Raw genomic sequence first — 23,437 nt, 5'->3', positions numbered from 1 at the left:
AAGAACCAGCACATTCTGGCTATTCCACTGGTGAACAATAGTTGCTTCACGCAATCAAGCAATATATTATTGTTTCATGCAAGCAAATAAAGACCAGATCGCCGAACTGGCCAGGACGACCACGCGCTTCTCCGACGCGATGCGCACCGGCATGGCCAAGGCATTCGATCCGGTCCGAGTCGGCGTGCTGCAACTGGCCGTCGAGCACGGTCCACTGCGCCCGGGCGAGGTGGCCGAACGGCTCAGCGCCCTGCCCTCCTCCATCACCAGACACGTCAAGGCGTTGACCGACGCGGGCCTGGTACGGACACGCGTGGACGCGGAGGACCGGCGCGCGGTGCTGCTCGAAGCGACCGACTCGGGCCGCGCGGAGCTGCGGCGGTTTCTCGACGTCGGAACGCAGGTCTTCGGCGCGGTTGTCGCCGACTGGCCGGCCGCCGATGTGGTTGCCCTGACCGCACTGCTCGACCGGTTGATCGAGTCCTGGGCGGGGCACGGCACGCAGCAGCAACGTGCCGGGCGGCGCACCACGGCCTTCGGCTGGAGCCAGGAATAACAGTGTTCGTGAATTGCACCGATTGGAAGGAAAAATCATGTCTGCCAACAAGTCCCTGCGGGTCATCGTCGCCGGTGGCGGCATCGGCGGTCTCGCGCTGGCCAATGGCCTGCGCAAGGCGGGAGTCGAGGTCGCGGTGTACGAACGCGACCGCCACCGCACCGACCGGGTGCAGGGGTTCCGCATCCACATCAACCCGAGCGGCAGCCGAGCGCTGCACGAACTGCTGCCCGACACCGCCTACCGGGCGTTCGTCGCCGGCTCCGGCAAGGGCGCTACTCGATTCGGCTTCGTCACCGAGCAGATGAAGGACCTGCTGCATCTCGACTCCGAGCTGATCGAGGGCGAGCGCGACGAGATCGATCGCAACTACGGCATCAGCCGGATCACGCTGCGCCAGATCCTGCTCGCCGATCTCGGCGCGGTGGTGCACTACGACAAGGCCGTCACCGGCTACACCGAATTGCCCGACGGCCGGATCGAGGCCCACTTCGCCGACGGCGGTTCGACTGTCGGTGACGTCCTGGTCGGCGCGGACGGCGGGACGTCGCGCGTTCGCGCGCAACGCCTTCCGCACGCGCAGCGGGTGGAGACCGGCATCGTCACCGTCGCAGGCAAATTCACGCTGACCGACGACAGCAGGCGACGGCTCACACCGAAGTTCTCGGCCTCCCCCCTTGCGGTCATGCCGCCCAAGGGATGTGGGATGTTCATCGCGCCGCACGAGTTCGATCGGCCGGATCCGCAGTACTCCGGTATCGGCGGCAACGACGGCGCGGCCGCGCTCGTCCCCGGCGCGCTGTTCGACAACACCCAGCCGTATGTCTTCTGGGCCTACGCCGCCAAACGCGGCGACTATCCCGCCGACGTCGAGCTGGAATCGCTGGACTCCGCGCAACTGCACGACATGGTCAACCGGCTCACCGCCCGGTGGGCGCCCGAATTGCGGGAACTCATCGGTGGATCCGATACCGACACGGTCACACTCATTCCGATCCGCACCTCGGTCCCGGTGCCGCCGTGGGAGACAACGAATGTCACGCTGCTCGGCGACGCGATCCACAGCATGACGCCCTTCCGCGGCATCGGCGCCAATGTCGCGCTGCGCGACGCCCGACTGCTGTGCGAGAAGTTGGTCACCGCGGCCGGCGGCGCCCAACCGCTGCGCGCCGCCATCCACGACTACGAGGCGCAAATGATCGAGTACGGTTTCGCCGCCGTGCGCGACTCATTGACCGCCGCCGAGCAGACGGTGTCCGACAACTCCGTCGGGCGGGCCATCGGCAGGACGGTTTTCCGGGTAGCGCAGGCGCTGCCACCGCTCAAGCGAAAGATGTTCGCGGGATTCGGCTCCGAATGACCCGGTGGTCGGCCGGTTCAGCCCACGAGGCCCCCTGCGGACGCTACGACCCAGGCGAGCTCGGGATGGACGATGTCGGAATGGGCTCCCGACGGTGGCGAGCCCTTCTTCACGACGCGGGCCGCATCGATATTCACCAGCCTGGCACCGTCGAAGTCGTATCGGGTTCCTACGTCGAGCAATGCGGTGACCGCGACGTCAGGCTGGTGCCCGTCGTGACCGATGCCGCCCCAACGGTAGGTCGCATCATCGAAGCCGGCGGCGTCCTCGCGGCCGAGCAGCGACGCCAGCGGATACAGCGTGCCGACGGCAGAGTCATGCTCGGAGTAGCAGGCAGTGATCGGGCCGTCGACGCGCGCGTCCTTCCCGTTCAAGGCCCCGCTGCGCCGCGCGTCGAACGGCAAAGACGCGGCAAAGGCGAAGTGGGAGAACGCCCCTTGCAGCAGCGTGACCGAGCGAACGGTGCTGTTCGGGGGCAGCCCGGCGAGCGCGTAGGACACTACGCGTGCGCCGAAGCTGTGGCCGATCAGATCGATACGCAGCGCGGGCCGTCGCGCGAGCAGCCGTCCGAGCAGCGGTCCGAGGCCGCGCTCGCCGATGGTGGCCGCTCGATGCTTCATCTGGAAGTAGGTCAATTGGCGGGCGGCCTCCTGCGCACCGTGCCAGAGTCGGCCGAACGTATCACCGAATCCCGCGGCCCCACCGGCACCACCGGTGACGATACCGAGGTCTTCGAGTTGGGTCGCGAAGCGGGAGAACAATTCTGCGCCCGGATCGGGTTGCGCGATGAACGGCGGTTCGTCGGCCTGTTCGCCGTCGCCGTCGCCGGTGGTCACCGCGGCGATCGTCTGGATGAGATCGCGCGCACGCTGTAGCGCCGCATCGTCATCGGGACGCGCAACGAGGAGTTCGAGCAGTTCATCGACGTCGGCGCGCTGCTGATCGGGAAACGCCGCACGGATCATCGCCTGCATGTCCGCGTTCGGCGGTGCGGGCGGCGGGAATTCGGGTGCGCCGTCGAGGCCGGCGGCTCCCCCGCCGCCGCCGAGATCGACAGCCGCGGCCGGTTCGAAGTCAGGAATCGGTTCGTCGGACCAGCGGCTGGACGGCCAGAAAACACCGAGCAGCAAAATCTTCCGATTCGGCAATCCGTGCGCTGCCAGCAGTGGCGGCAGTTGCGCGTAGAAGGCTTCGTACAGGCGGCTCGCCACGCTCGGCGTGTTGTTCCATCCGTGGGTGAAGACAAGTAGATCCGTTGGTTCGATCGTGTCGAGTTCGGCGGCGAGCGCGCGCTCGCCATCGGGGTCTACATCACCGTTCTCGTCGATCCTGAGCTCCAGCAACGGCAGCCCACCGATGTCCTTGGTCATTGTTTTCTCCGATGTTCTAGACGTTTTGCAGTGCGCGCATCAGGTCGACGAGACCGGCGCCCTCGAAATAGCGCTCACGGCCGAGCGGAACCGCCGATTTCACGAAGATCTCTTTGATCTCCTCGGCCTGGGTGATGAACTCCGGTCGCACCGAGAGGAATGCGGCAATCGCTCCGGAGACATGCGGCGCGGCGAAGCTGGTGCCGGTATCGGCGCCGTAGCAGGCGACGCCGGGAGGAATGTCGGTGATCCCCCATTTCGCCGCCGCTTTCCCGGTGGCGCAGGAGGTGATCCGCTCGCCGGGTGCGACCAGGTCGGGTTTGAGTCTGCCGTCGCCGGTCGGCCCCTTGGACGAGAAGTACGAAACACCATAGGTGTGTGGCGATTCGCGGTGCGTCGACCCGACGGTGATGGCACGCTTGGCATTGCCGGGATCGTTGATGGTCATGGTGAGACCGACGTTGGTCTGCCGCTCCTTCGCGCTGAACCGGCCGTATCCGGTATTGCCTGCCGCGACCACGACGACCACCCCCGACCGCACCAGGCGGTCGACCTCTTTGCACAGCGGGCTCTGCCCGCAGGCGAACCATTCGGCATCGAACTCGTAGCCCAAGCTGATGTTGACGCCGTGGATCTTCGTCAATCTGTCGTTGTCGCCGTTGACTTCCCGGACGTACCGCAGTGCGGCCATCACCGAAATCATGTCGGAGGTGCCCTCCGAACGCAGCACCTTCAAGCTGACCAGGTGCGCCTGCGGCGCCATACCGGAAACCGCTGCGGGTTCGACCTGTCGGACACCGCGCAGCGGCTTCGCGTCGAGTTCGGTGTACTGCTCGGTGACCACCCGCAGGTTCTCGCCGGGAAAGGCATTCGGGAGATAGCCGGCGATTATGCCTGCGACGTGAGTACCGTGGCCCAACCCGTCCTGCAGGGCCGCATCGGCGGTCTCCGGGCCAGGATTGATCGACTGGGTGAAGTCGCGATGCAACGAGAAGACATCGTCGGCCAGCACGGTTTTTCCGGCATCGAAATGCGGATGCGTCCGATCGATCCCGGAATCCACCACCGCCCAGCGAATTCCGCGGCCGCATGCGTCGAACGCGCGCCGCGCCGCGTCGGCCTTGACCGTGCGTCCCGACACATCGATCAGCGGTTTGACCGGGAAGTTGGGCCAGATGCGATGAATCACGTTCTGCCCGTGGTCATTCTGTCCCTGCCCATGGTCGATCTCGACCAGCTGTTTGACCTGCTCCATCGACATCTTGGCACGCACATACTCGTCGAACAGTTCGACCGCCGCAGGCCTGCGGTCCGCATGGTTGACCTGTTCCAGCAGCTGCGTCAGCGCGGCGGCTGCCGCCTTCACGCCCCCCGGGTAGCCGACATTCAATTCGATGACGACCGATATCGGTTCGTTGTCGTCGCTGGGCTGATCGAGTACGCGGGCTCGCACATCCGGATCCAGCAGTGGCCTGGTGATTACGCTCGGCTGGATGGGGTTGCGCTGGTCCGGGCTCTGGGTCACAGAGGGCAGGTCGGGGTTCGTCAAGCGGCGGCGCGCCTCGTGGGCGGCGTACTTCCCGGATTCGGTGATGCGCCATAGATGGCGGTTCGACAGCACGAAGCCCTCGTCACCGAGATACCGCCGGGCAGAGTAGACGCGTGACTGCCAACGCACGAGATTCGCCCGCGCCGGGTCCGGCTGGCGGTCTTCGGCACTGGGATGGAACTCGGGCATCGCCTCGATCAGGTCGATCGCGTGTTCCGGAGTTGCCTGTTGCACATCCAGCAGCGCAACGAGAAGAAGGTCTCCGAGGTCGGGGATCGGAGTAAGGGCCATGCGCGTCTCCTTATCTCAGCGCGCGCCGGCTACAGCGTGGACATATGGGCGGATCAGGCGATCAAGTCCTCGATCACCTTCTCGTGCATTGGAACGAACGTGCATCCCGGCGACGATCGCGCTGCCCGTCGCGCATCGCCGCCGGGATGTCACCCGCTACCCACCGACGGTAGGATCGCGCACGCGCAAAAACACGGGTAGTGCCCTACTCGTCCTCACCAGCGCAGACACGACTTCATTGGAGTACTGGAAAGTGCCCTTGACGCGGCAGGGATCCGGTGACCGGGGCACCGCAGCGATGACGGGATCACATTCGACTCCCCGCGGCCGGATCGTCGACAATCCGACGCTGAACAGCGGAGTGGTCCACCTCATGGGCACGATCGCGTGGACACCCCCAGGCACTGCGGTCGTTACCGTGAAAGACCCCGATCCGGTATGGTGCGGCCCGTGACCGCCCACCCCGACGCGCCGCACCGACGCCGCCGTCAGCGTGCGCTGCTCGTCGGCGTGCTCGCGGTGCTCGGTCTGATCACCGGAAGCACCCTGACGCAAGATATGTCGACCGCGGAAACGTCGCAGCTTTCGAATACCTCCGAGACTTCCCCGTCACCAGTCTCGACGGAGTCCCTGCGGTTCGATTCGATCCACGGGCCACCGAGTTGTGGCGGAAACGGACACATCGGGGCCGCCGCTGCGGTGCCGGTCATCGTGCCGCAACGCGATAGCGGTCAGCTACCCCTCGCGCTGCGCGGCACACGCCTGACCGCAGATCCCGTGTGCTGGTATTCCTCGGCCGATGAGCGTCAAGGAGTTGCCGACCGGCAGCTGGCTGCGCCGCACCTGACGACGGTACTGCGGATTTAGACGGCGCAGACCTGCCGTGCCCGGACTCGCTCCGGAACCTTCGGTCTGGCCCGTTCATGCCTTCCTCCACAGTCCATGCCTGCTCCATATTCCGGAGTGGGTCGTCAGGAGCACCCGAAAATGTCGCGTCGAAACAACTCCACACGTCCCCGTAAAGCTTCAGCCGAGCCGCCTGTCCGGGAAACCCGGTCGCGCACTCGCACGATCGCCGCCGCACTCGCACTCGTGGTGGCGGGCGGGCTCGTGATCGCCGCCGTTGTCCTCACCGGCGGCAAGGATTCCGATGCCGGTCGCGGCGGTGACACCACGCCGGTGGCCGCCGAGGGCAACGAACAATTCCGCGCATTGGCGAAGCTGGCCCGCCGTGATCAGCACGACCCGATGGCGCTGGGATCGGCGAACGCACCTGTGGTGATGATCGAATACTCCGACTTCCAGTGCTCGTTCTGCCGCCAGTTCACCCAGAACACCGAACCGACGCTGATCGAGAAGTACCTCGACACCGGGACGTTGCGCATCGAATGGCGTAACTTCCCGATCTTCGGCACCGAGTCCGAGGATGCCGCACGGGCGGCATGGGCGGCCGGACAGCAGGGCAAGTTCTGGGAGTTCCGCAAGGCCGTCTACGACAGCGCGCCGAAGAAGAACACCGGGGCGCTGACACCCGAAAGGCTGGCCGGATTCGCCGAGCTGGCCGGAGTGCCCGACCTCGCAAGGTTCCGCGCCGACCAAAACTCGGAATCCGCGCGGGCGGCGCTGCACACCGATGCCAACGAGGGTTTCGATCTCGGCATCACCGCCACACCCGCGTTCCTGATCAACGGCAGGCCGGTTCTCGGCGCTCAGCAGGTCGAACAGTTCATCGCCCTCATCGAGGCCGCCCGGCACAGCGGCGAGGGCCTCGGGAAATGACCGGCGGCATCGGCTATCTCGCGGCGTTCCTCGGCGGCTTGCTGGCCCTGCTCAGCCCGTGCAGCGCGCTGCTGCTGCCGAGCTTCTTCGCCTACTCTTTCGGCACGCCGGGAAGGTTGTTCACCCGCACCGGGTTGTTCTACCTCGGCCTCGCGACCACCCTCGTTCCGCTGGGCGCCGCGGGGTCGTTCGCGGGGCGGCTGTTCATCGGCCACCGTGACCTGCTGATCGCCATCGGAGGTTGGACGATCATCGCGATGGGCGTGCTGCAAATCGTCGGCCGCGGGTTCGCGGTGGGTTTCGCACAGCGCGCCGCCGCCCGCCAGCGACACCCGGAGCAGGCGGGCGCGGTCTACCTGCTCGGCATGGTCTACGGCCTGGCCGGCTTCTGCGCGGGGCCCATCCTCGGGTCGATCCTCACGGTGGCGGCGGTCGGCGGTTCGCCGATCAACGGCGGACTTTTGCTCGCCGTTTACGCGTTGGGGATGTCGGTCCCGCTGTTCGTGCTCGCCCTGCTGTGGGACCGTTTCGGTCTCGGCGACAGACACTGGCTACGTGGGCGGGCGTTCACCGTCGGGCCGCTGCACCTCCACACCACCGCCACCGTCTCCGGACTCTTTTTCATCCTGCTGGGCGCACTCTTCTTACTGTTCGACGGCGCCTCGGCGCTACCCGGGCTACTGAGCGCCGAGACCGAATTCACCCTCGAGCAGAAGGTGCGGCAGTTCGGCGACACCGTCTCCGACACCGCGGTGTTGCTCATGCTCGCCGCCGCGCTGCTGGTCAGCCTGGCCTGGTGGCTGCTGCGCACCAGCAAAGTGGAGCGCTGACAGCCGACCAGGAATCTCCCCATAATTTGAGCCGTTCGACTACAGCCTTCAGGGGCGGTCGCCAGACTCGGCCTGATGCGCGTCACGCCGTTTCGCCACGCCCCTGGCGGCTCCCCGCGTATGCGAACTCGCGCAGTTGCTGGATGACTTTCGGGACTATCTCGACCTCAGCGGGATGATTGAGCATCGGGTCGAAGTAGTCGGTTCGGTACTCGTCATGGGCCAGACGCAGGTTGATCTCCGCGAGTTTGCGAGTCGGGCCGCCGATGGGGCTGCCGATCAGATCGAAATGCAGGTCGTGCTCCTGCAGATATTCCACGAGGGCTTCGATGGAGGCGGATTTCGGTTGTGCCGCATCGGGTTCGGCGAATACCCAAGTAGGCATCGATTTGCCGAAACGATACGGCAGCAGGCTGCCGTATCTGGCGCGTGCCCAGCCGGTCGCGACGGTGAACACGAACCGGCCGACCGTGCCGCGGCCCGTGGTGGCGAGGGCGAAGTCCCATGGCTGGTCGTCGCGAGCCAGGACGCGAAAGGCGAACCCGAGCACATCCGGTACGGCTCCCGGTAGCCCGGCGCCCTTCGACAGGCGGGCGATGACCGCCCGTTCACCGCTGCCGAACAGGTTCTCGAAATCGTATTCGGCGTGCAGCCTGCCCGACAGATGCAGTCCGTCAGGATGGAAGACCCGCGCATGCCGGAACCTGGCTCCGGCAGCGAACGCGTGACGCACGACTGTGGCAGGTACATCGACCATGACGACTCCTCCGGGGTAGACGACGTGTCGTTTCCCGGTTGCCCCGCGGGAGGCCGGATAAACGGTAGGCGATCTCGAGGCGTCGATGGCCCGATCCGGGGTATCGAGCCCTCGACGCCAGAAGCCGGGACATTCGTCCGAATCCCATGAGTCGGTGGACAGGGTGCGGACAACACTCCGCCGGTAGGGACCACATTCGACGTCGCGGCGTCGAACGACATGGCGCCGACCAGCGACATTCTCCGGCTCAGTCGTGGCACGCCGATCGATCACGGCGGGCATCATCGGCTCGACCGGCGGTCAGCAGCACCACGAGACTCCGACCACTGCCCTCGGTGCCAGATACGGGCTCGTGCTCGGCAGACCCCGAGACCGGCCGACCAGGTGATCGGCCGGCCCATAGTTCGTCGCCCGGGGTGACACATCGCCCGATCGAGCCATCCCGAACGGCCCCGCCGAGGCACTTCCCGTGCTTGAATTGACGTCTAGAACGCGTTCCAGTGTGGGAGGTGGCCATGGCCACACCGTCGATACCCGAGGGCTTCGATTTCACCGACCCCGACCTGTGGGCAAGAGGCCGACCGGTCGAGGAGTTCGCGGAACTGCGGCGCACCACGCCCGTCTGGTGGAACGCGCAGCCCCACGGCGTGAGCGGGTTCAACGACGGCGGCTACTGGGTGGTCACCAAACTCGAAGACATCAAGGAGATTTCTCGGCACCCAGAAATCTTCTCCTCTACCGAGAACACCGCGATCATCCGTTATCAGCCGCGGATCACCCGCGAACAGATCGACATGCAGCGGGTAATCATGCTCAATATGGACCCACCCGCGCACACCAAGAGCCGCCGCATCGTCTCGAAGGGATTCACGCCGCGTGCGGTGGAGAGCCTGCGGCGCGCACTCACCGAGCGAGCGGCCGCCATCGTCGCCGACGCCAAACACATCGGCAGCGGAGATTTCGTCGAACTGGTCGCCTCCGAGCTGCCGCTACAGGCCATCGCCGAGCTACTCGGAGTCCCGCAGCACGACCGCAAGAAACTGTTCCACTGGTCGAATCAGATGATCGGCGCCGATGATCCGGAATACGCTGGTGACGCGGCCACCGCACAACTCGAATTGACCGGCTACGCCTGGAATTTGGCCGAGGAACGGCGCACATGCCCCGCCGACGACATCGTCACCGCACTGGTGCATGCCGACATCGACGGCGAGCATCTCAACTCGGAAGAATTCGCCTTCTTCGTCATCCTGCTCTCCGTGGCAGGCAACGAAACCACCCGCAATTCCATCACCCACGGCATGAAAGCATTCGTCGACCACCCCGACCAATGGCAGCTCTACCGGGAACGCCGCCCGCGCACCGCACCCGACGAGATCGTGCGCTGGGCAACCCCCGTCGCCGCCTTCCAGCGCACCGCTACGCGTGATGTCGAACTCGGCGGCCAGACGATCAAAAAAGGCCAGCGAGTCGGAATGTTCTACAGCTCGGCCAATTTCGACGAAACGGTCTTCGACGACCCCTTCACCTTCAACATCCTGCGCGACCCCAACCCGCACGTCGGTTTCGGCGGCGCGGGCACGCATTACTGCCTCGGCGCGAACCTGGCCCGCCTCGAGATCGACCTGATGTTCAACGCCATCGCCGATACCATGCCCGACATCACCCAAGTCTCCGAACCCGAGCTCCTGCGCTCGGGCTGGCTCAATGGGATCAAACGCTGGGAAGTCAGGTTCGATTAACGCCGACCCCAGCACTGGCATCCCAGTCACGATCCCCACAGCGAAAAGCCCCGAATCTCTTCAGGCAGTTGGAGATACGGGGCTTTCGTATGGCTACGGGCGGTCGAACTCGCCGTCATGCACCCCAGCGGCGAAGGCATCCCACTCGCCCGGGGTAAAAACCAGCGCCGGGCCGGTCGGATTCTTCGAATCACGAATACTGACCAAGCCGCCGTTGAGGAACGCCACCTCCACACAATCGTTCCCAGCAGAGCTGCGGCTGCTCTTGAACCACTTCGCATTGGATAGGTCAGCGTTCACGACCCGAACTCCTTCGCTCCCTGTAGATATCGTCAAGCTACAGTCGGTCGAACTCGCCGTCATACACCGCAGCTGCGAAGGCATCCCACTCCCCCGCAGTGAACACCAATGCCGGACCAGTCGGATTCTTGGAGTCACGCATGCCGACCTTGCCCCCATAGAGGAACGCGACTTCCACACACTCGGAGTTCCCGGAGCTGTGGGTGCTCTTGAACCACTTAGCCCCCGCCAGGCGGTCATTGTTCACCGTCATAAGTCCCTTCTTGCTACCTGCCGGAGCAGGTTCCTGCTGGCCACCGCATCAAGCGCGGTGTGTTGGATCGTTGCGTGCGCCCTACGGTACTTCTCGACGTCGGACTCACTTTCAAGGTACGTGTCACCCGTGAAGTTCTCGACATAGATCACGGTCGGTTCGGCGACGCCCTTCGCGTACGGCCTGAAGTCGAGAATGACGAACGGCCCGGCTGGCGTGCCGAGCGGGAACCCGCCTTTGAAAGGCAGGATGCGGATCGTGATATTCGACTTGGTGCTTATGTCGGCAAGGTGTCGCAGTTGGGCTGCCATGACGGCCTCATCGCCAACCATCGAGTGGAGCGCCGACTCGTGCAGCACAAGGTCGACGCTGACCGGAGCCTTCTTACGCGTGATGATCTTCTGGCGCTGCAACTTCAGCTCGATCCGCCGGTCGTGTTCCTCCTCGGAGTCCCGTGGGAAGTAGATCCGATTGAGCGCGCGTGCGTAGTCCGCGGTCTGGAACAAGCCCGGGACGAGGTCGGGCCGGAAGATCGCCATTGCGTGTGCATCGGTTTCCAACCGCATGTAGACATCGAAGTTCCGACGGATGAGGTCATCGAAGGTGTTGTACCAGGTCTTTTCGGCGACCTGATGCGCGAGGTCAATCATGGCCGCGACCTTGTCGTCAGGAATTTCGAGAATCTTGCCGAGTTCTTTGAGGTCCCTGTCCAACACCTTGCCGGGCTCGCCCCGTTCGAGGCGAGAGTACTTGCTGTGACTCCACTGCATCGCTGATGCGACTTCCGCCTGAATCAGCGAGGTGTTCTCCTCCCGCTGCCTGCGAATGAACCGCCCCAACTGACGGCGTGGCAGTGAGGCTCGGGGTGCTTCTTCGACCATGTACCGACTCCTCGCGCAGTCCCAAAGTGGCAGTGCTTCGCTGCCACAATGACAGCGGCCCTGGCCTTTGGATGAGGTTCCCGGGATTCCCGTAATGACAGTGCCAGCTCGGCGTGTCGATGGTGTGCTGAATATGCGCCCGGAGAGATGGCTCCTCCTCATCAGGAGGTTGATAGGGGCCGGGCGCACCTAGCCGCCACCAATCCGACCAGGAGTCAGGATGCCCGCTCCCACGATTGCCGAGGAAATCCTCGGCCGATGCCACTACTACCGCACCGCGTGCGCACTCCCCTGCCACGTCGATGAGCGAGGCAGACTAGCCATCACCATCGGCGGCACACTTCGCGCACTCGTGCTCGCCGAATACTGGGGCTACCGAGTGCAGGAAGAGCTGGCCGCGTGGCGGATGAGTGGGCCGACGATCTGGCATCCGGTGCAGCGGCTGACGATTTTGACGGGCCCCTACCCCATCGATGACTACGACCCCGCAGTGCGAGATCTGTTGCGGTGCACCGACTCGGTGCTGGTCGAACCAGGCAGGCCGATCATCCTGCCGTCACCTGGTGATGGTGTCCGTGGTTGGGCATCGCCGATCAGGGATCTGTTCCGGCCGACCATGGCAACCGTTCTCACCACTCTGGCCGAATACGCGGCGCGGGAGAGTCGATGAGCGCAGTCATGTTGGTTCTCCCCTACGGCAGCGGGGATGAGCCTCCCGAGTTCGATATCAATGCCCGGCCGTCCGCGCTGAAGGACAAACTGCGCCATGACAACCCCCACTGGCCGGTGTCGAGCCGCGCCGACGCCGAGAAGGCACTGAGCGTCCACCAGATCTGCGATCCGCTGGAGTGTTCCACCAGGGTTGCCGCAATCATCGTGACGCGCAACAACTTCGAGTACTTCCGAAACCGGATGCGATGACTGCGCCACGGGCTGCCGAACCAGACGTACATCTGCGAATCGACCTACATGGAGTGATCCTGCACTACGCCGCACACCCTGTGGCCGCTGATCGACTGATCGAAGACCAGCGGACCGACCACTACATCGACAGCGTTTCGGTGGTCCCCGGTGACGGCAGCGGCCTAGCCCGCCTTCCCTGCGAACAGCTCTATCTAGCGCCCTGAGCAGGCCGAACCGAGGCACGAGAAGGATGGCCTTCATCGCCATGACCGCGCCCGGATGCGCTGCTTTCGATAGCGCGGCAAGCACATTCGCAGATTTGTGGAACCGGCGATCAAACCTCTTTTTCGAAGATCATCCGGGACGGTACTCCTTCCCTGTCATCCACGGAGCGGAGCACGATTTCGGTCTCGGGCAGCCGGACAGTTTCTGCGCCTCGAGGACCTCGGCGGGCTACCGTCGGCGGTGGCGTGGGTGATGGGCGAGGATGCGTACACACGGGAGGCGCTGGGGCGATCAAGATCAATGCTATCGGGGACCCAACACGTTCTGGTCATGGACCGTGAAAGCCTCTTGTGCCGCGCGTATTTCGGCCGCGACCGCGCGCAGGGCGCAGGCGCGGCCATCGTATCCCAGCGCAGCGCGGCATGCTGTAGTTCACGCGCGGGGTGCAACGCGGTTAGGATCAGTACCCATGGGTTGGGATGGCGGGCCCGGGCCATATTCGAACGATTCACACGCCCTGGCGGGCCGCTGGACGGCCGCACTGACGGGTGTGGTCCGTGACCACGTGGTGCCGATGAGTACCGAAGAGTCACGCGCGCTGTTGGCCAGGCTGGCAGGTGAATTCGAGGCGGTCGGCGCGGTGCCGGAACCGGCCACCCGAGCCGCCGAGCTGGGGGCAGAGCTCGCCCGTTCGCATTTCGTCGGAGATGAGGTGCTGGGTCGCAGCATTGCCGTGCTCGGTGCGCATTTCGGTGCGGCGGGGGTCATTCCGCCCGAACGTCTCGCCGAGATGCTCGGGGCCTTCGCCAACGGCTACGTCACGGCATTTCGCGCCTGGCTGCTCGCCGAACAGGAATGCGTCAGGGCCGCCGAGATCATCGCGAAGCGCAACGCCGAGGAACAACTGCGGGACAGCGAAGCCCGGTTGCGCGCGTTGTTCACCCAGGCCGGGATCGGCATCGGGCTTTCGGACCTGGGCGGCCGGATCATCGAGGTCAATACCGCGTTCGCCACCATGCTCGGCTATCTGCCCGAGGAAATGTGCGAGCTCTCGGTCACCGATCTGGTACACCCCGACGACGATCACGGCCTGTGGGACCTCTATATAGCGCTGCTGCGGGGTCAGCAGGACAACGTGCAAATGGAGAAGGCGTACCTCCATCGCGACGGCCACACGGTGTGGACCAACCTCAATGTCTCACTCATCCGGGACGAGCACGGTGACCCGCAGTACACGTTGGGGCTGGTGGAGGACATCTCCGAATGGCGCGCACTGCGTGAACATCTGAACTATCGGGCCCACCACGATCAACTGACGGGGCTCCCGAACCGATCCCGTTTCATCGACGCGCTCACCTCCGCGTTTGCCGACCCCACCCGCAACTTCGGTCTCTGCTATGTCGACCTCGACCATTTCAAGGTCGTCAACGACACCTTCGGACACGCGATCGGCGACGCGCTGCTCATCCAGGCCGCCGCCCGCCTGAGCGCCTGCGCCACCCGGCCGGGCCAGCTCGTCGCTCGCATGGGCGGCGACGAATTCGTCATCCTTGTCCCACAATCGGTGAGTGCGAGCGAGGTGGCCGAGACCGTGCTCGATGCCTTCACCCCACCATTCGACATCCACGGCAACCACCTGACCGTCAATGTGAGCATCGGCGTGCTGGCAGCCCGCACCGAGCACACCAGTGCCGACGAACTCCTGCAGGCCGCCGACACCACGATGTACTGGGCCAAGGCCGCGGGCCGCAGCCGCTACGTGGTCTTCGACGCGGACCGGGGCAGACGCGAGCTCACCCGCACCGAACTCTCGGCGGCCATGCCCGCGGCGCTGACCCGTGACGAACTCTTCCTCGACTATCAGCCGATCGTCGACCTCGCCGACGCGCAGATGGTGGCGGTGGAAGCCCTGGTGCGCTGGCGACATCCCGAGCTGGGGGTGCTCAGCCCGGCTCAGTTCGTCGACCTCGCCGAAGAAAACGGCCACATCGGCGCACTCGGAGCGCTGGTCCTCGAACGGGCCTGTCGCGACAGCCGCGACTGGCACGACCGCTACCCGGGCAGCACGCCGACCGTCAGCGTCAATGTCTCCGCCGCCGAGGTCTCCGACCCCACGTGGCTGGACCGTGTGCAACATGTCTTGTCCGACACCGGTATCCCGCCCGAGAGCCTGCAACTCGAGCTGACCGAACGTGCCTTCATGCAGACCAGCGGACGCCCGCTGCAAGCCCTGCGGACTTTGGCAGCGCTCGGTGTCCACATCGCGATCGACGATTTCGGCACCGGCTACTCCAATTTGGCTTATCTCAGCCAACTTCCGCTCGACGTGATCAAGCTGGCGGGCCCCTTCGTCCACCGTATCCGAACCCCCGACGCGGCCAGCCCCTCCGATGTGCTGGTGCTGGAATCGATCATCGAACTCAGTCACGCCCTCGGATTCACCGTCACCGCCGAATGTGTCGAGACCAGCTACCAAGCCAGCCGACTTCACGACCTGGGTTGCGACACCGCCCAGGGCTGGCTGTTCCATCGGCCCATGCCAGTCGAGGAGGTGACCGATCTGCTGGCAGAACGGTCACCCGCGTCGTACCGTGTGGCTCGCACCGGAGCCGCACGACCTGGTCGGTAGCGCCCCGGCCGGTCAGTAGTTCAGGACGGATTCCCCAGCAGGCGAGCCCACTCCCGGCGTGGTGTTGGCCACCGTGACTGCCACCCCATTGACGGCGATCGTCACCCCGCCCGCGACGCCGGGCGCGTGCGCGACCGCAGCCGCACCCCCCCCAGTGTGACGGCAAAGGTCCCCGCTGTCGGTGTGGTGACCACCAGGTTTCCCGCGAGCACGCCGGCTCCGAAATTCGCATTCTGACCTGGTATAAGAACTGTTCCGGGCACTGTCGGACTCCAAAATATCTACCGGGAAATAGCGAATATTCGCCAAACCCGATGGGGACGGCATTAATTCGATTGCCGCTCCATCGCATCGACCTGATCGCGCAGCCAAATCGTACGTCCAATAATGTTCCGCCACACACACTTTCAGTCACGTAGACCCATAGAGATCGGCCGGTTCGCTACCCTGAAGGACAGGCAACGATCGAGAGCCTCTCCCGCGGACACCATTCCGGTGCCCCGATGTGAAAACCTCGCGATGAACTCGGCCACCATGCCTATGATTCAACAACGGTCTCCGCGGGTAATCCGGGCTGCCGGAGGCTATGCACAACGAGGAGCAGCATGAACGTCAGAACCGACCTCGAATACGAACTACGCGGGCCGTTGGCGACGCTCGACCTACTCACCGACCAGGAGGCCGCCGACCTGCTCATGCTGTTGCGCGCGGCCAGGCAACACGAGGCAGACGCGCTGTCGGAGTCCATCGACAAAGTAGTGGGCTCACTGCCCCGGCCACTGCGCGGACCGGCGCGCCGGATCATGTTCGGGGACCGCCGGCACTGATGAGCGACCTGGTAATTCGCGCACAGATCGTGCTACTGGCGCGCACGCTGCACGTCCCAGCGGAACGACTGGCGCACTTGGAACGACTCGGCGCGGCACACCTGCACGAATTGCAGGAACGCATGGCGGGCATCATCTTCGACCAGCACGCCGAAACTTTCCACCGAATCAGCAAGCTGGTACCGATCATTCCGCTCGGCATCTCGATGCCGCTGGTTCAGCGGATAGTGCCGCCGATGATGACAGGCCGGGCCGCAGGCGCCATCGGCGTCGTATATCCGAAGAAGGCCGCCGAGACGGTCTCCCTGCTCGGCACATCGTACGCGGCGGACTGCGCACCCTATATGGATCCGCGCACTGTCGGCCAGATCGCCGATGTGGCACCACCCGAACCGATCGTGAACGTCCTCAACGAGGTGCTGCGGCGCAAGGACTACGTCACGGCCGGACCGTTTCTCGGCTACGCCACACCAGCTTTGATCGATGCCGTCGAGCAGGGGGTACACGACGACGAGGGCCTGATCTACGCCGCCGCCTACGCGTTCTCGGCTACCAGCATCAGCGCCATCCTGCGGCAGTTGCTGTTCGGGCAGTGGCAACGGCTTCCGCGGATCGTCCACACCGTGCTGGTCGGATCGTCGAATCTCCAGCTCGCGGCGCTGTCGGCCTTCGCGCGCTGCGACGACGACGTGATCACCGCGGTCGGCGACATCATGTTCGCCATCGGATCCACCGAGTCGATCAGCAACCTCATCGTCACCGCCGTTCACGTGGGTGCGATACCGGAGCTGCTCACGTTCACCAGCCACCTGAGCCCGACCGCGCTGGACCGGATGGCCGCGAATCCGGTCGTCGGCAACGAGGCGGCGCTCGCCGCGATCATCAAGGACCTCGACGGCCGCGACGAACCCGCCATGTGGGGCGGGCTGTTCCAACTGGTCGGGCGCGTCGACGCCGACGCCCAGCGCCGAACCGCGCGAATGCTCGCGGACATGTCCGACCAGGCCGTGGCGGCGCTGCCCTCCATCGCCACCGTAGCCAATCTCTGGCCGATGCTGCTGCCGGTGCTCGCGGCCGCCGATGCCGACGTGCACGCCAAGATCGGCGCGGTCTGGGCTACGCTGCCACCGGAACGTCGCGCAGGCCTGGAATTGCGCATCCACGAACTACACCTGGACACTCGACTGGCCGCGATGACGAACGAGATTCCCTCGGTGTCGGTGGAAGAGGTGTTCTTCAGACGGCGTCAGATGGGGCGGCGACGTGGTCCCGTCGACAGTTGGGAACTGCACTGATCCGGTTCGCGCGCAAGCAGTTGCCCTCGGCAGGCCCTGAGCTATCTTGCAGCTGACCCACGCCCCGGGTAATCTGTGCTGCACGTCACATTCAAGTGTTCGAGTGTGACCACCGGTTCCGACAGCACCGCGGGGTGGGTGTCGCATCGAGAGTCGCCGAAGCGGACGCCTGCCGAAGTTCTGTGCCGAGTCGACTTCGACGAGCGATAGCAGAAGCAGTGGGGCGCACCGCGTTCGGTCGCTATTGCACGGATTGCGGAGTGAAGATCGAGTTCATCTCGATGGCCCCGAGGTTCACGTACGACTACCTCACCGCAGGCGACAAGATCCCAGGAGAACATCATGTCCGATCTGGTATCCGACAGCACACGAAATCTCACCCCGGACACTCCCGCACCCGATGCGGATCCGGAATTCGCCGCGCGCGCAGAGGCATTCGGCGAGCGAATGCTGGAGATCCTCAACAACGGGTTTCTGACCCTCATGATCAGCATCGGCCACCAGACCGGCCTCTTCGACACGATGAACGGATTACCACCCGCGACAAGCACGGACATTGCCCGAGCCGCGAACCTGAACGAGCGCTATGTGCGCGAGTGGTTAGCCGCTCTCACCGTTGGCAAGATCGTCGACTACCACCCTGGCGATCGCACGTTCGCACTGCCACCCGCGCACGCGGCCGCCCTGACCAGGGCGGCGGGTCCGGACAATATCGCAGCCTTCACGCAGTACATTCCCCTGACCGCGAGCGTCGAGCCCGAAATCGTCGACTGTTTCCGGCGCGGCGGCGGCGTTCCCTATTCGAAGTACGACCGTTTTCAGCAGGTCATGGCCGAGGAAAGCGCGGCGATTCACGATGCCGCGCTGATCGACGTCACCATAGCCCTGGCCCCCGGACTTCCCGAGCGGCTGCGCGAGGGCATCGAAGTCGCCGACGTGGGCTGCGGCAGCGGACACGCCGTCAACCTACTCGCCAGGAACTTCCCCGCCAGCCGGTTCGTCGGCTACGACTTTTCCGAGGAGGGTGTCGCTGCCGGTCGCGAGGAAGCTCGGGCCACGGGGATCACCAACGCGAGTTTCGAGGTTCGCGACGTCACAAATCTCGAAGCCGCCAACCGGTTCGACCTGATCACCGCGTTCGACACGATCCATGATCAGGCCCACCCGACCGAGGTTCTGCGTGGTATCGCCGCCGCGCTGAAAGACGACGGCACCTTCCTGATGGTGGACATTCAGGCCTCCAGCAATCTCGAGGAGAATATGGAGCACCCGCTCGGACCGAGTATGTACGCCATTTCCACCATGCACTGCATGACAGTGTCGCTGGCGCTCGGCGGCGATGGACTCGGGACCATGTGGGGTGAGCAAGTCGCGACCCGCATGCTGCGAGAAGCGGGGTTCGGTTCGGTGGACATCGAACACATCGACGCCGATATCCTCAACAGCTATTACATCGCGAGAAAGGCTTGAAGGCTCAGCGCACCGCGCGACCCCGACCCGCGATAGTCCAGGACTCACCGCGTCAGATCGTTGTGCCGCATCGACATTGACCAACCTGAGCAAAACGGCTCGGGCACGTCCGGGCTGCCAGCGGCCCGTGGTCTGGTCCGCGCGCAGCTCCGCGAGCATCGATAGCACGTAGGGTCCCCCTCGAGCAGGTAGCGGAGCTCGGCGCATTGGGCGGTGACGGTGGCCAGCAACGCCTTGGCCGCATCGGTACTGGCTGGACCGACTGGCCCGCGCCCTGCCGATTCCGCCGACGGGAAACCTTGGACACCGACGGCTAACCTCGAAGCATGTGCCGAAACATCACCGGTCTTCGTGGGTTGGAGCCCGCGGCGACTTCCGAGGAAATACATGCGGCGGCCTTGCAGTACGTCCGCAAGGTCGGCGGCTTGTCCAGCATCTCCGCATCGACCCGCCCTGCGGTCGATGCCGCCGTCGCCGATATAGCGGCGGCCACCACTCGACTGCTCGCCCAACTACCCGATCGCAAGGTTCCGCCCAAGAACCTGCCGCCACTGCGACGACCCGAAGTACAGGCCCGGCTGCACGCACACGACTGAACCACTGTCATTGCGACGATCACGCTGCGCGCCGCAGGCGCCACCCGATGATCGCCGCGACGCCTACGCCGACGATCAAGCCGCCCACCGCGGCCGACCGCCGCAGCCGCTGCGACCGCCGTCTGCCGAACAACTCGGCCCGGCGCCTCGCGATCTCCGCGGTCTGCTTGGCCACCGCGCGCAGTACGCGCACCGCCAGCTCGGGCGGCGGTGTCGACTCGTCCAGAATGGTGATGACGGCAAGCGTCTCGTGGATGGCGCGAACCGAGGACGCGAACGCCGCCGCCGTCGCCGCATCGGCGTTCGCAACACGTTGTTCGATGTGCCGTCGCGCGAGATCGTCGACCGCATCCAGCGCATAGGGATAGGCAAGATCCAGCAGGTCTTCAACGGGCTGCTCGGTATCGGTCATCGGAGCTCACTTCTGGTCAGACGAGTCTGGCGTCGGTTCGTTCCATTGCGGATACGGCACCCGTCATGCTGCGTCGCTGCCTGCATATAAAAGCTTCGGCGCGTCGGCAATGTCGGATGGGTCTGCGAACAGCACCGACCAGTCCGTGATCGATCAGCTGCGGTCGATGCGCACCCTCGGACTGCCGCTGGCCGCGACGATCCACCCACCGATTCCACCGTCCGAGCGCGTCCGGAGGATCGAAACGAGTGACGCTTCCTTCCTCGCGTAGGAGGAGCTTCGGCACGTCACGGCGACCGGACGGGCGCGAGGGCACCAGTCGTTCCGCGCGCGGGTTCGGCATTCTTCGTGCACGCGACCAATGGACAACCCAACGCCTGCGCGTCGCCATCCCCGCCGCCGTGCTCAGGACGATCCTTCGCTGGCTCAACCCGAAGAGCATCCCGTCATCGATATCCTGGGGCATGCCCTGATGACAGCGCAAATATTTCCCGCTCGCCAGTTATGACCGGTGCGGGACGGACACATCGCGGAACGCGACCTCTTCGAACTCGGAGCAATCCCTGCGCAGCCGACCAGTGTTCGCCCGCAGGAAGCCGGCGGTCAGGGGTGTCCTACGACTCCGTTGGCGCGCGCTGACCAGAGGTCTTGTCGCGCGTCTGCCGGTCGTTCGTTGCGCCCAGCTCGCCAACCGCCGCAGACTCTCATGCGCGGCACTCCCGGGCGCGGCCGAGAGGACGACCAGCTCGGTTCCGGTTTCGTCCGGCAGCGTGAAGTTTCCTGATGCAACTCCAGGTCACCGACCAGCGGATGGACATAGGCTTTGCTGCCGGGGGCCCGGCTGCGAACGTCAGTGTGCGCCCACAACTTCCGGAAGCGGTCTCTATGCACGGCCAGTTCGTCGATGAGCGAGGTCAGCTGCGGTTTGTCCGGGTACTTCCCAGCCCCAGGACGCAGCTGACCGACGGTGTCGCGGGTGCAGGTTTCCCAACCGGCGAAGAGGGTGCGGCCGTCCTCGTCCAGAAAGATGTACCTGGCGATATTCAAACCCTGCATCGGGCGGCTGTAGAGCATTAGGGCGAGCGGGTTGGCCGCCGCCACATCAAGCCGGTGATCGACAGATGAACGCGGTCCGTCGGCGATCAGATCGAGCACGCGGATCAGCTCCAGCCGAATCCGTCCCCCCAACACCGACCTGACCGCGCGCTGCGGCCTGCGCGTGGGCCGGTGCGGTGCTCGCTCTCCACCGCGTCGAGCCCGAGGATTCCGGCGAGCGCGTCCAGGACCTGCGCGGAGGGCTGTGCGGACCGTCCCCGCTCCAGGCGCGCGTAATAGTCGACGCTCACCCCAGCGAGTATTGCCACCTCTGCACCCTACGGCAGAAGCTGCGGACACTCGGCTAGTGCCTCGTCCAGGAACGTTGACGCGGTAATCCATCAGGATGGAGGGTTGATCCGCGGCTGATGACCGGTGATGCTGCCTGGTGGAGTTGGTGCCGGTGGCTCGGAAGCCGGATGTATTCGTCAGAGCGGTGACCCCGGAAAGAAGGTCACAAGCTTGCCCAGATCGCGCAGCGTAGCAAGGTTCCGGTGCGGATGCGGCGTGCGGTCGTGGTGATGGCCTCGGCTCAGCATCAACCGTCGGGTTGATCGACAAGCTAATGCACGTCTCGGAATCGTATGTGCGGCAAGAGATCCACGGCTTCAACAAGGTGGGATTCGAGGCGTTGGATCCAGAAGGGAGCGGGGCAGGCCGGGCAAGACCAATCAAGCGACACGTGATCGGATCTGTCAGATCGCCCGGTGCAGTTCCCCAAGACGTGGGATGGCTATTCAGTATGTGGGGCTTGTCGAAGCTGGTAGAAGTGTTGCGGGGCAACGAGATCGCCGACATCAGCCGAGAGACACTGCGGCAGATACTCAAGGCTGGTGGGGAGTCAGTGGCAAGCGACGAAACATGGAAGACCAGCAACGACCCCGAATTCGTAACCAAGATGAACCGAGTCCTGGACCTGTATAACAACCCCTCCGCGCACGGGCGGGTCATCTGTGTCGACGAGTCCGGGCCGCTGAACCTGCAGCCCCGCACCGGCCGCGGCTGGTGCGCTGCCTGCCGACCCAAGCGGCTACGGGCGACCTACAACCGCACCCAGGGTGTTCGGCACATGTTCGGTGCCTTGAACCTGGGAACCGGGCGGTTATGGAACCACATCAGAGACCGGAAGCGGTGGACGGAGCTCCTGGCGTTTCTGAAGTCGTTGCGGGCTCGTTGGCCGGGCGAGAAACTGTAACTGATCTGCGATAGCTACTCGGTCCACAACCGAGCCGACGATCTAGCGTGGTGTTTAGAGAAGCTAGCTCGAGTTGGTGTTCTTGCCGACGTATTCATCGCGGTTGAACCGGATCGAGTGCGAGTGCACGGTGTCGCATTACTTCGCGCTCAATGGCACTGATCACCGCAGCCATCGAACAAGACGCCACGATCGGTGACGACATCCGGTGGCGTAACCAACACGCCGGAGACCGGTCGCGACTTCGCCGTCGGTTCCACGATCTGGCGTACGGATTACCTACCCAACGTCGCTTGACGCGGCGCTAGCTGCTCGTCAAGTATGTTGTTGCGCTTGATGGTTCGCTAGCAGCCGATGAGTATCGTCGCAGCGTTTACGTTCGCGGAGGGGGAGATCTGAACGTCGACGAAGTGTGGAGACTCAGCCGAAATGCCCTGCTAGAAGTCGGCATACAACGCCAATGGCCGGCTGGGACCGTGCTGATGCACGAAGGCGAACGGTCAGAGCACGTCGTGGTCATCGAGGTCGGCCGCGTAAAGGTGACCTCGGTGGCGGCCAGCGGCAAACAGGCTTTGCTGGCGATTCGCGGACCCGGTGACTTGATCGGCGAGTTCTCCGCTATCGATGGCCGAGCGCGCTCGGCGACAGTGACCGCTTTGTCGTCGGTCACCGCGACGTCGGTGTCTGGCTCAGCCTTTCGCGACTTGCTCATCGGCGACGGCAAGATCGCGTTCACGCTCCTGCAGGTGGTGGTCAACCGCCTGCGCGAAGCCGATATTCAGCGCCTCGAGTTCGGCGCCTACAGCGTCACCGAGCGGATCGCGCGCCTGCTGATCGACTATGCCCGGCGCTATGGCGAGCGCGGTGATGACCGGGTGATCATCACTCTGGCGTTGTCGCAAGAGGAACTGGCCCATGCCGCGGGGGCATCCAGAGAAGCAGTTTCCAAGGCTTTGAAACGGCTCCGCGACCTGGGCGCGGTACGGACCGGGAGACGGCGAGTGGAGTTGCTGCGAACAGATCTCCTCGCCGACATCGTAGAAGGCCTGCCGAGTGTGCATTTGGACGCAGACGCGGCGGGACACGCCCGATAAACATGAGGCGACCCACACCGTATGGAGG

General features: G+C 64.7%; 25 protein-coding genes. 16 read left to right on the top strand and 9 right to left on the bottom strand.

What is annotated here, in order from left to right:
• The first annotated feature begins 76 nt into the window (after positions 1–76).
• On the top strand, positions 77–556 hold the full coding sequence (locus AB0M74_RS07955; RefSeq protein WP_364903087.1) for a MarR family transcriptional regulator: 480 nt from the start codon (positions 77–79) through the stop codon (positions 554–556).
• Positions 557–593: 37 nt separating this feature from the next.
• Complete coding sequence (locus tag AB0M74_RS07950) at positions 594–1,916, top strand: NAD(P)/FAD-dependent oxidoreductase (RefSeq protein ID WP_364903084.1); 1,323 nt, start codon at positions 594–596, stop codon at positions 1,914–1,916.
• 17 nt (positions 1,917–1,933) lie between these two features.
• On the opposite strand, the gene AB0M74_RS07945 is transcribed toward AB0M74_RS07950, so the two are convergent.
• Both AB0M74_RS07945 and AB0M74_RS07940 read right to left on the bottom strand, forming a co-directional pair.
• Positions 1,934–3,286: a serine-threonine protein kinase gene (locus tag AB0M74_RS07945; RefSeq protein WP_364903081.1), complete on the bottom strand. Its 1,353-nt coding sequence runs from the start codon at positions 3,284–3,286 to the stop codon at positions 1,934–1,936.
• A gap of 16 nt (positions 3,287–3,302) precedes the next feature.
• On the bottom strand, positions 3,303–5,126 hold the full coding sequence (locus AB0M74_RS07940; RefSeq protein WP_364903078.1) for a S8 family peptidase: 1,824 nt from the start codon (positions 5,124–5,126) through the stop codon (positions 3,303–3,305).
• Positions 5,127–5,576: 450 nt separating this feature from the next.
• On the opposite strand from AB0M74_RS07940, the gene AB0M74_RS07935 reads away from it, so the two are divergent.
• The 3 genes from AB0M74_RS07935 (at position 5,577) to AB0M74_RS07925 (ending at position 7,735) form a co-directional block, all read left to right on the top strand.
• Positions 5,577–5,993, top strand: a complete 417-nt coding sequence (locus AB0M74_RS07935) for a hypothetical protein (RefSeq protein ID WP_364903075.1) — start codon at positions 5,577–5,579, stop codon at positions 5,991–5,993.
• Between the two features lie 120 nt (positions 5,994–6,113).
• The gene (locus tag AB0M74_RS07930) at positions 6,114–6,905 is read left to right on the top strand and encodes a thioredoxin domain-containing protein (protein ID WP_364903072.1); all 792 of its coding nucleotides are present in this window, start codon (positions 6,114–6,116) and stop codon (positions 6,903–6,905) included.
• On the top strand, positions 6,902–7,735 hold the full coding sequence (locus AB0M74_RS07925) for a cytochrome c biogenesis CcdA family protein (RefSeq protein WP_364903069.1): 834 nt from the start codon (positions 6,902–6,904) through the stop codon (positions 7,733–7,735). Before AB0M74_RS07930 ends, AB0M74_RS07925 begins: the two co-directional genes overlap by 4 nt.
• Positions 7,736–7,817: 82 nt before the next feature.
• Here the strand turns inward: AB0M74_RS07925 and AB0M74_RS07920 are convergent, their stop codons facing one another.
• Positions 7,818–8,492 carry a phosphodiesterase gene (locus AB0M74_RS07920; RefSeq protein WP_364903066.1) on the bottom strand — a complete coding sequence of 225 codons (675 nt, stop codon included), beginning with the start codon at positions 8,490–8,492 and terminating at the stop codon, positions 7,818–7,820.
• Positions 8,493–9,007: 515 nt separating this feature from the next.
• Between AB0M74_RS07920 and AB0M74_RS07915 the strand changes: the two genes are divergently transcribed.
• Positions 9,008–10,234: a cytochrome P450 gene (locus AB0M74_RS07915; RefSeq protein ID WP_364903063.1), complete on the top strand. Its 1,227-nt coding sequence runs from the start codon at positions 9,008–9,010 to the stop codon at positions 10,232–10,234.
• Positions 10,235–10,327: 93 nt separating this feature from the next.
• On the opposite strand, the gene AB0M74_RS07910 is transcribed toward AB0M74_RS07915, so the two are convergent.
• The 3 genes from AB0M74_RS07910 to AB0M74_RS07900 are packed head-to-tail and all read right to left on the bottom strand — an operon-like array spanning position 10,328 to position 11,668.
• Positions 10,328–10,534 carry a DUF397 domain-containing protein gene (locus AB0M74_RS07910; protein WP_364903060.1) on the bottom strand — a complete coding sequence of 69 codons (207 nt, stop codon included), beginning with the start codon at positions 10,532–10,534 and terminating at the stop codon, positions 10,328–10,330.
• 37 nt (positions 10,535–10,571) lie between these two features.
• Positions 10,572–10,787: a DUF397 domain-containing protein gene (locus AB0M74_RS07905; protein WP_364903057.1), complete on the bottom strand. Its 216-nt coding sequence runs from the start codon at positions 10,785–10,787 to the stop codon at positions 10,572–10,574.
• Positions 10,784–11,668, bottom strand: coding sequence for a helix-turn-helix transcriptional regulator (locus tag AB0M74_RS07900; protein WP_364903054.1), 885 nt, complete (start codon positions 11,666–11,668; stop codon positions 10,784–10,786). The genes AB0M74_RS07905 and AB0M74_RS07900 overlap by 4 nt, the downstream gene beginning before the upstream one ends.
• A gap of 220 nt (positions 11,669–11,888) precedes the next feature.
• Here AB0M74_RS07900 and AB0M74_RS07895 point away from each other — a divergent pair, with 220 nt between their 5' ends.
• From AB0M74_RS07895 to AB0M74_RS07860, 8 genes are all read left to right on the top strand, one after another.
• Positions 11,889–12,338: a hypothetical protein gene (locus AB0M74_RS07895; RefSeq protein ID WP_364903051.1), complete on the top strand. Its 450-nt coding sequence runs from the start codon at positions 11,889–11,891 to the stop codon at positions 12,336–12,338.
• Positions 12,335–12,589: a hypothetical protein gene (locus AB0M74_RS07890; RefSeq protein WP_364903047.1), complete on the top strand. Its 255-nt coding sequence runs from the start codon at positions 12,335–12,337 to the stop codon at positions 12,587–12,589. Before AB0M74_RS07895 ends, AB0M74_RS07890 begins: the two co-directional genes overlap by 4 nt.
• Positions 12,586–12,795, top strand: a complete 210-nt coding sequence (locus tag AB0M74_RS07885) for a hypothetical protein (RefSeq protein WP_364903044.1) — start codon at positions 12,586–12,588, stop codon at positions 12,793–12,795. Before AB0M74_RS07890 ends, AB0M74_RS07885 begins: the two co-directional genes overlap by 4 nt.
• A gap of 470 nt (positions 12,796–13,265) precedes the next feature.
• A complete protein-coding gene (locus AB0M74_RS07880) occupies positions 13,266–15,425 on the top strand; it encodes an EAL domain-containing protein (RefSeq protein WP_364903042.1) in 2,160 nt (719 codons plus the stop codon).
• A gap of 605 nt (positions 15,426–16,030) precedes the next feature.
• Complete coding sequence (locus tag AB0M74_RS07875) at positions 16,031–16,252, top strand: hypothetical protein (RefSeq protein WP_364903040.1); 222 nt, start codon at positions 16,031–16,033, stop codon at positions 16,250–16,252.
• Positions 16,252–17,547, top strand: a complete 1,296-nt coding sequence (locus tag AB0M74_RS07870) for a hypothetical protein (RefSeq protein ID WP_364903037.1) — start codon at positions 16,252–16,254, stop codon at positions 17,545–17,547. The genes AB0M74_RS07875 and AB0M74_RS07870 overlap by 1 nt, the downstream gene beginning before the upstream one ends.
• 447 nt (positions 17,548–17,994) lie before the next feature.
• Positions 17,995–19,017, top strand: coding sequence for a class I SAM-dependent methyltransferase (locus AB0M74_RS07865; RefSeq protein WP_364903660.1), 1,023 nt, complete (start codon positions 17,995–17,997; stop codon positions 19,015–19,017).
• Positions 19,018–19,343: 326 nt separating this feature from the next.
• Positions 19,344–19,613 carry a DUF2277 domain-containing protein gene (locus AB0M74_RS07860; RefSeq protein ID WP_364903034.1) on the top strand — a complete coding sequence of 90 codons (270 nt, stop codon included), beginning with the start codon at positions 19,344–19,346 and terminating at the stop codon, positions 19,611–19,613.
• Positions 19,614–19,632: 19 nt separating this feature from the next.
• Here the strand turns inward: AB0M74_RS07860 and AB0M74_RS07855 are convergent, their stop codons facing one another.
• The 3 genes from AB0M74_RS07855 to AB0M74_RS07845 form a co-directional block, all read right to left on the bottom strand.
• Positions 19,633–20,025, bottom strand: a complete 393-nt coding sequence (locus AB0M74_RS07855) for a hypothetical protein (RefSeq protein ID WP_364903031.1) — start codon at positions 20,023–20,025, stop codon at positions 19,633–19,635.
• A gap of 603 nt (positions 20,026–20,628) precedes the next feature.
• Complete coding sequence (locus AB0M74_RS07850; RefSeq protein WP_364903029.1) at positions 20,629–21,216, bottom strand: hypothetical protein; 588 nt, start codon at positions 21,214–21,216, stop codon at positions 20,629–20,631.
• Positions 21,186–21,389, bottom strand: coding sequence for a helix-turn-helix transcriptional regulator (locus AB0M74_RS07845; protein ID WP_364903026.1), 204 nt, complete (start codon positions 21,387–21,389; stop codon positions 21,186–21,188). Before AB0M74_RS07845 ends, AB0M74_RS07850 begins: the two co-directional genes overlap by 31 nt.
• Positions 21,390–21,871: 482 nt before the next feature.
• Here AB0M74_RS07845 and AB0M74_RS07840 point away from each other — a divergent pair, with 482 nt between their 5' ends.
• Positions 21,872–22,315, top strand: a complete 444-nt coding sequence (locus AB0M74_RS07840) for a hypothetical protein (protein WP_364903023.1) — start codon at positions 21,872–21,874, stop codon at positions 22,313–22,315.
• 410 nt (positions 22,316–22,725) lie between these two features.
• The gene (locus AB0M74_RS07835; protein WP_364903020.1) at positions 22,726–23,409 is read left to right on the top strand and encodes a Crp/Fnr family transcriptional regulator; all 684 of its coding nucleotides are present in this window, start codon (positions 22,726–22,728) and stop codon (positions 23,407–23,409) included.
• Positions 23,410–23,437 lie beyond the last annotated feature (28 nt).

The sequence above is a fragment of the Nocardia sp. NPDC051463 genome, assembly GCF_040681975.1.
Taxonomy (GTDB): domain Bacteria; phylum Actinomycetota; class Actinomycetes; order Mycobacteriales; family Mycobacteriaceae; genus Nocardia.
This window is presented reverse-complemented; position numbering and strand designations above follow the sequence as displayed.

Coding starts and splice junctions, on each gene's coding strand:
- AB0M74_RS07895 (WP_364903051.1), top strand. CDS start 11,889: ATGCCCGCTCCCACGATTGCCGAGGAAATCCTCGGCCGATGCCACTAC.
- AB0M74_RS07925 (WP_364903069.1), top strand. CDS start 6,902: ATGACCGGCGGCATCGGCTATCTCGCGGCGTTCCTCGGCGGCTTGCTG.
- AB0M74_RS07890 (WP_364903047.1), top strand. CDS start 12,335: ATGAGCGCAGTCATGTTGGTTCTCCCCTACGGCAGCGGGGATGAGCCT.
- AB0M74_RS07920 (WP_364903066.1), bottom strand. CDS start 8,492: ATGGTCGATGTACCTGCCACAGTCGTGCGTCACGCGTTCGCTGCCGGA.
- AB0M74_RS07940 (WP_364903078.1), bottom strand. CDS start 5,126: ATGGCCCTTACTCCGATCCCCGACCTCGGAGACCTTCTTCTCGTTGCG.
- AB0M74_RS07900 (WP_364903054.1), bottom strand. CDS start 11,668: ATGGTCGAAGAAGCACCCCGAGCCTCACTGCCACGCCGTCAGTTGGGG.
- AB0M74_RS07855 (WP_364903031.1), bottom strand. CDS start 20,025: ATGACCGATACCGAGCAGCCCGTTGAAGACCTGCTGGATCTTGCCTAT.
- AB0M74_RS07950 (WP_364903084.1), top strand. CDS start 594: ATGTCTGCCAACAAGTCCCTGCGGGTCATCGTCGCCGGTGGCGGCATC.
- AB0M74_RS07865 (WP_364903660.1), top strand. CDS start 17,995: ATGCTGGAGATCCTCAACAACGGGTTTCTGACCCTCATGATCAGCATC.
- AB0M74_RS07905 (WP_364903057.1), bottom strand. CDS start 10,787: ATGACGGTGAACAATGACCGCCTGGCGGGGGCTAAGTGGTTCAAGAGC.
- AB0M74_RS07945 (WP_364903081.1), bottom strand. CDS start 3,286: ATGACCAAGGACATCGGTGGGCTGCCGTTGCTGGAGCTCAGGATCGAC.
- AB0M74_RS07955 (WP_364903087.1), top strand. CDS start 77: ATGCAAGCAAATAAAGACCAGATCGCCGAACTGGCCAGGACGACCACG.
- AB0M74_RS07885 (WP_364903044.1), top strand. CDS start 12,586: ATGACTGCGCCACGGGCTGCCGAACCAGACGTACATCTGCGAATCGAC.
- AB0M74_RS07875 (WP_364903040.1), top strand. CDS start 16,031: ATGAACGTCAGAACCGACCTCGAATACGAACTACGCGGGCCGTTGGCG.
- AB0M74_RS07870 (WP_364903037.1), top strand. CDS start 16,252: ATGAGCGACCTGGTAATTCGCGCACAGATCGTGCTACTGGCGCGCACG.
- AB0M74_RS07930 (WP_364903072.1), top strand. CDS start 6,114: ATGTCGCGTCGAAACAACTCCACACGTCCCCGTAAAGCTTCAGCCGAG.
- AB0M74_RS07915 (WP_364903063.1), top strand. CDS start 9,008: ATGGCCACACCGTCGATACCCGAGGGCTTCGATTTCACCGACCCCGAC.
- AB0M74_RS07880 (WP_364903042.1), top strand. CDS start 13,266: ATGGGTTGGGATGGCGGGCCCGGGCCATATTCGAACGATTCACACGCC.
- AB0M74_RS07860 (WP_364903034.1), top strand. CDS start 19,344: ATGTGCCGAAACATCACCGGTCTTCGTGGGTTGGAGCCCGCGGCGACT.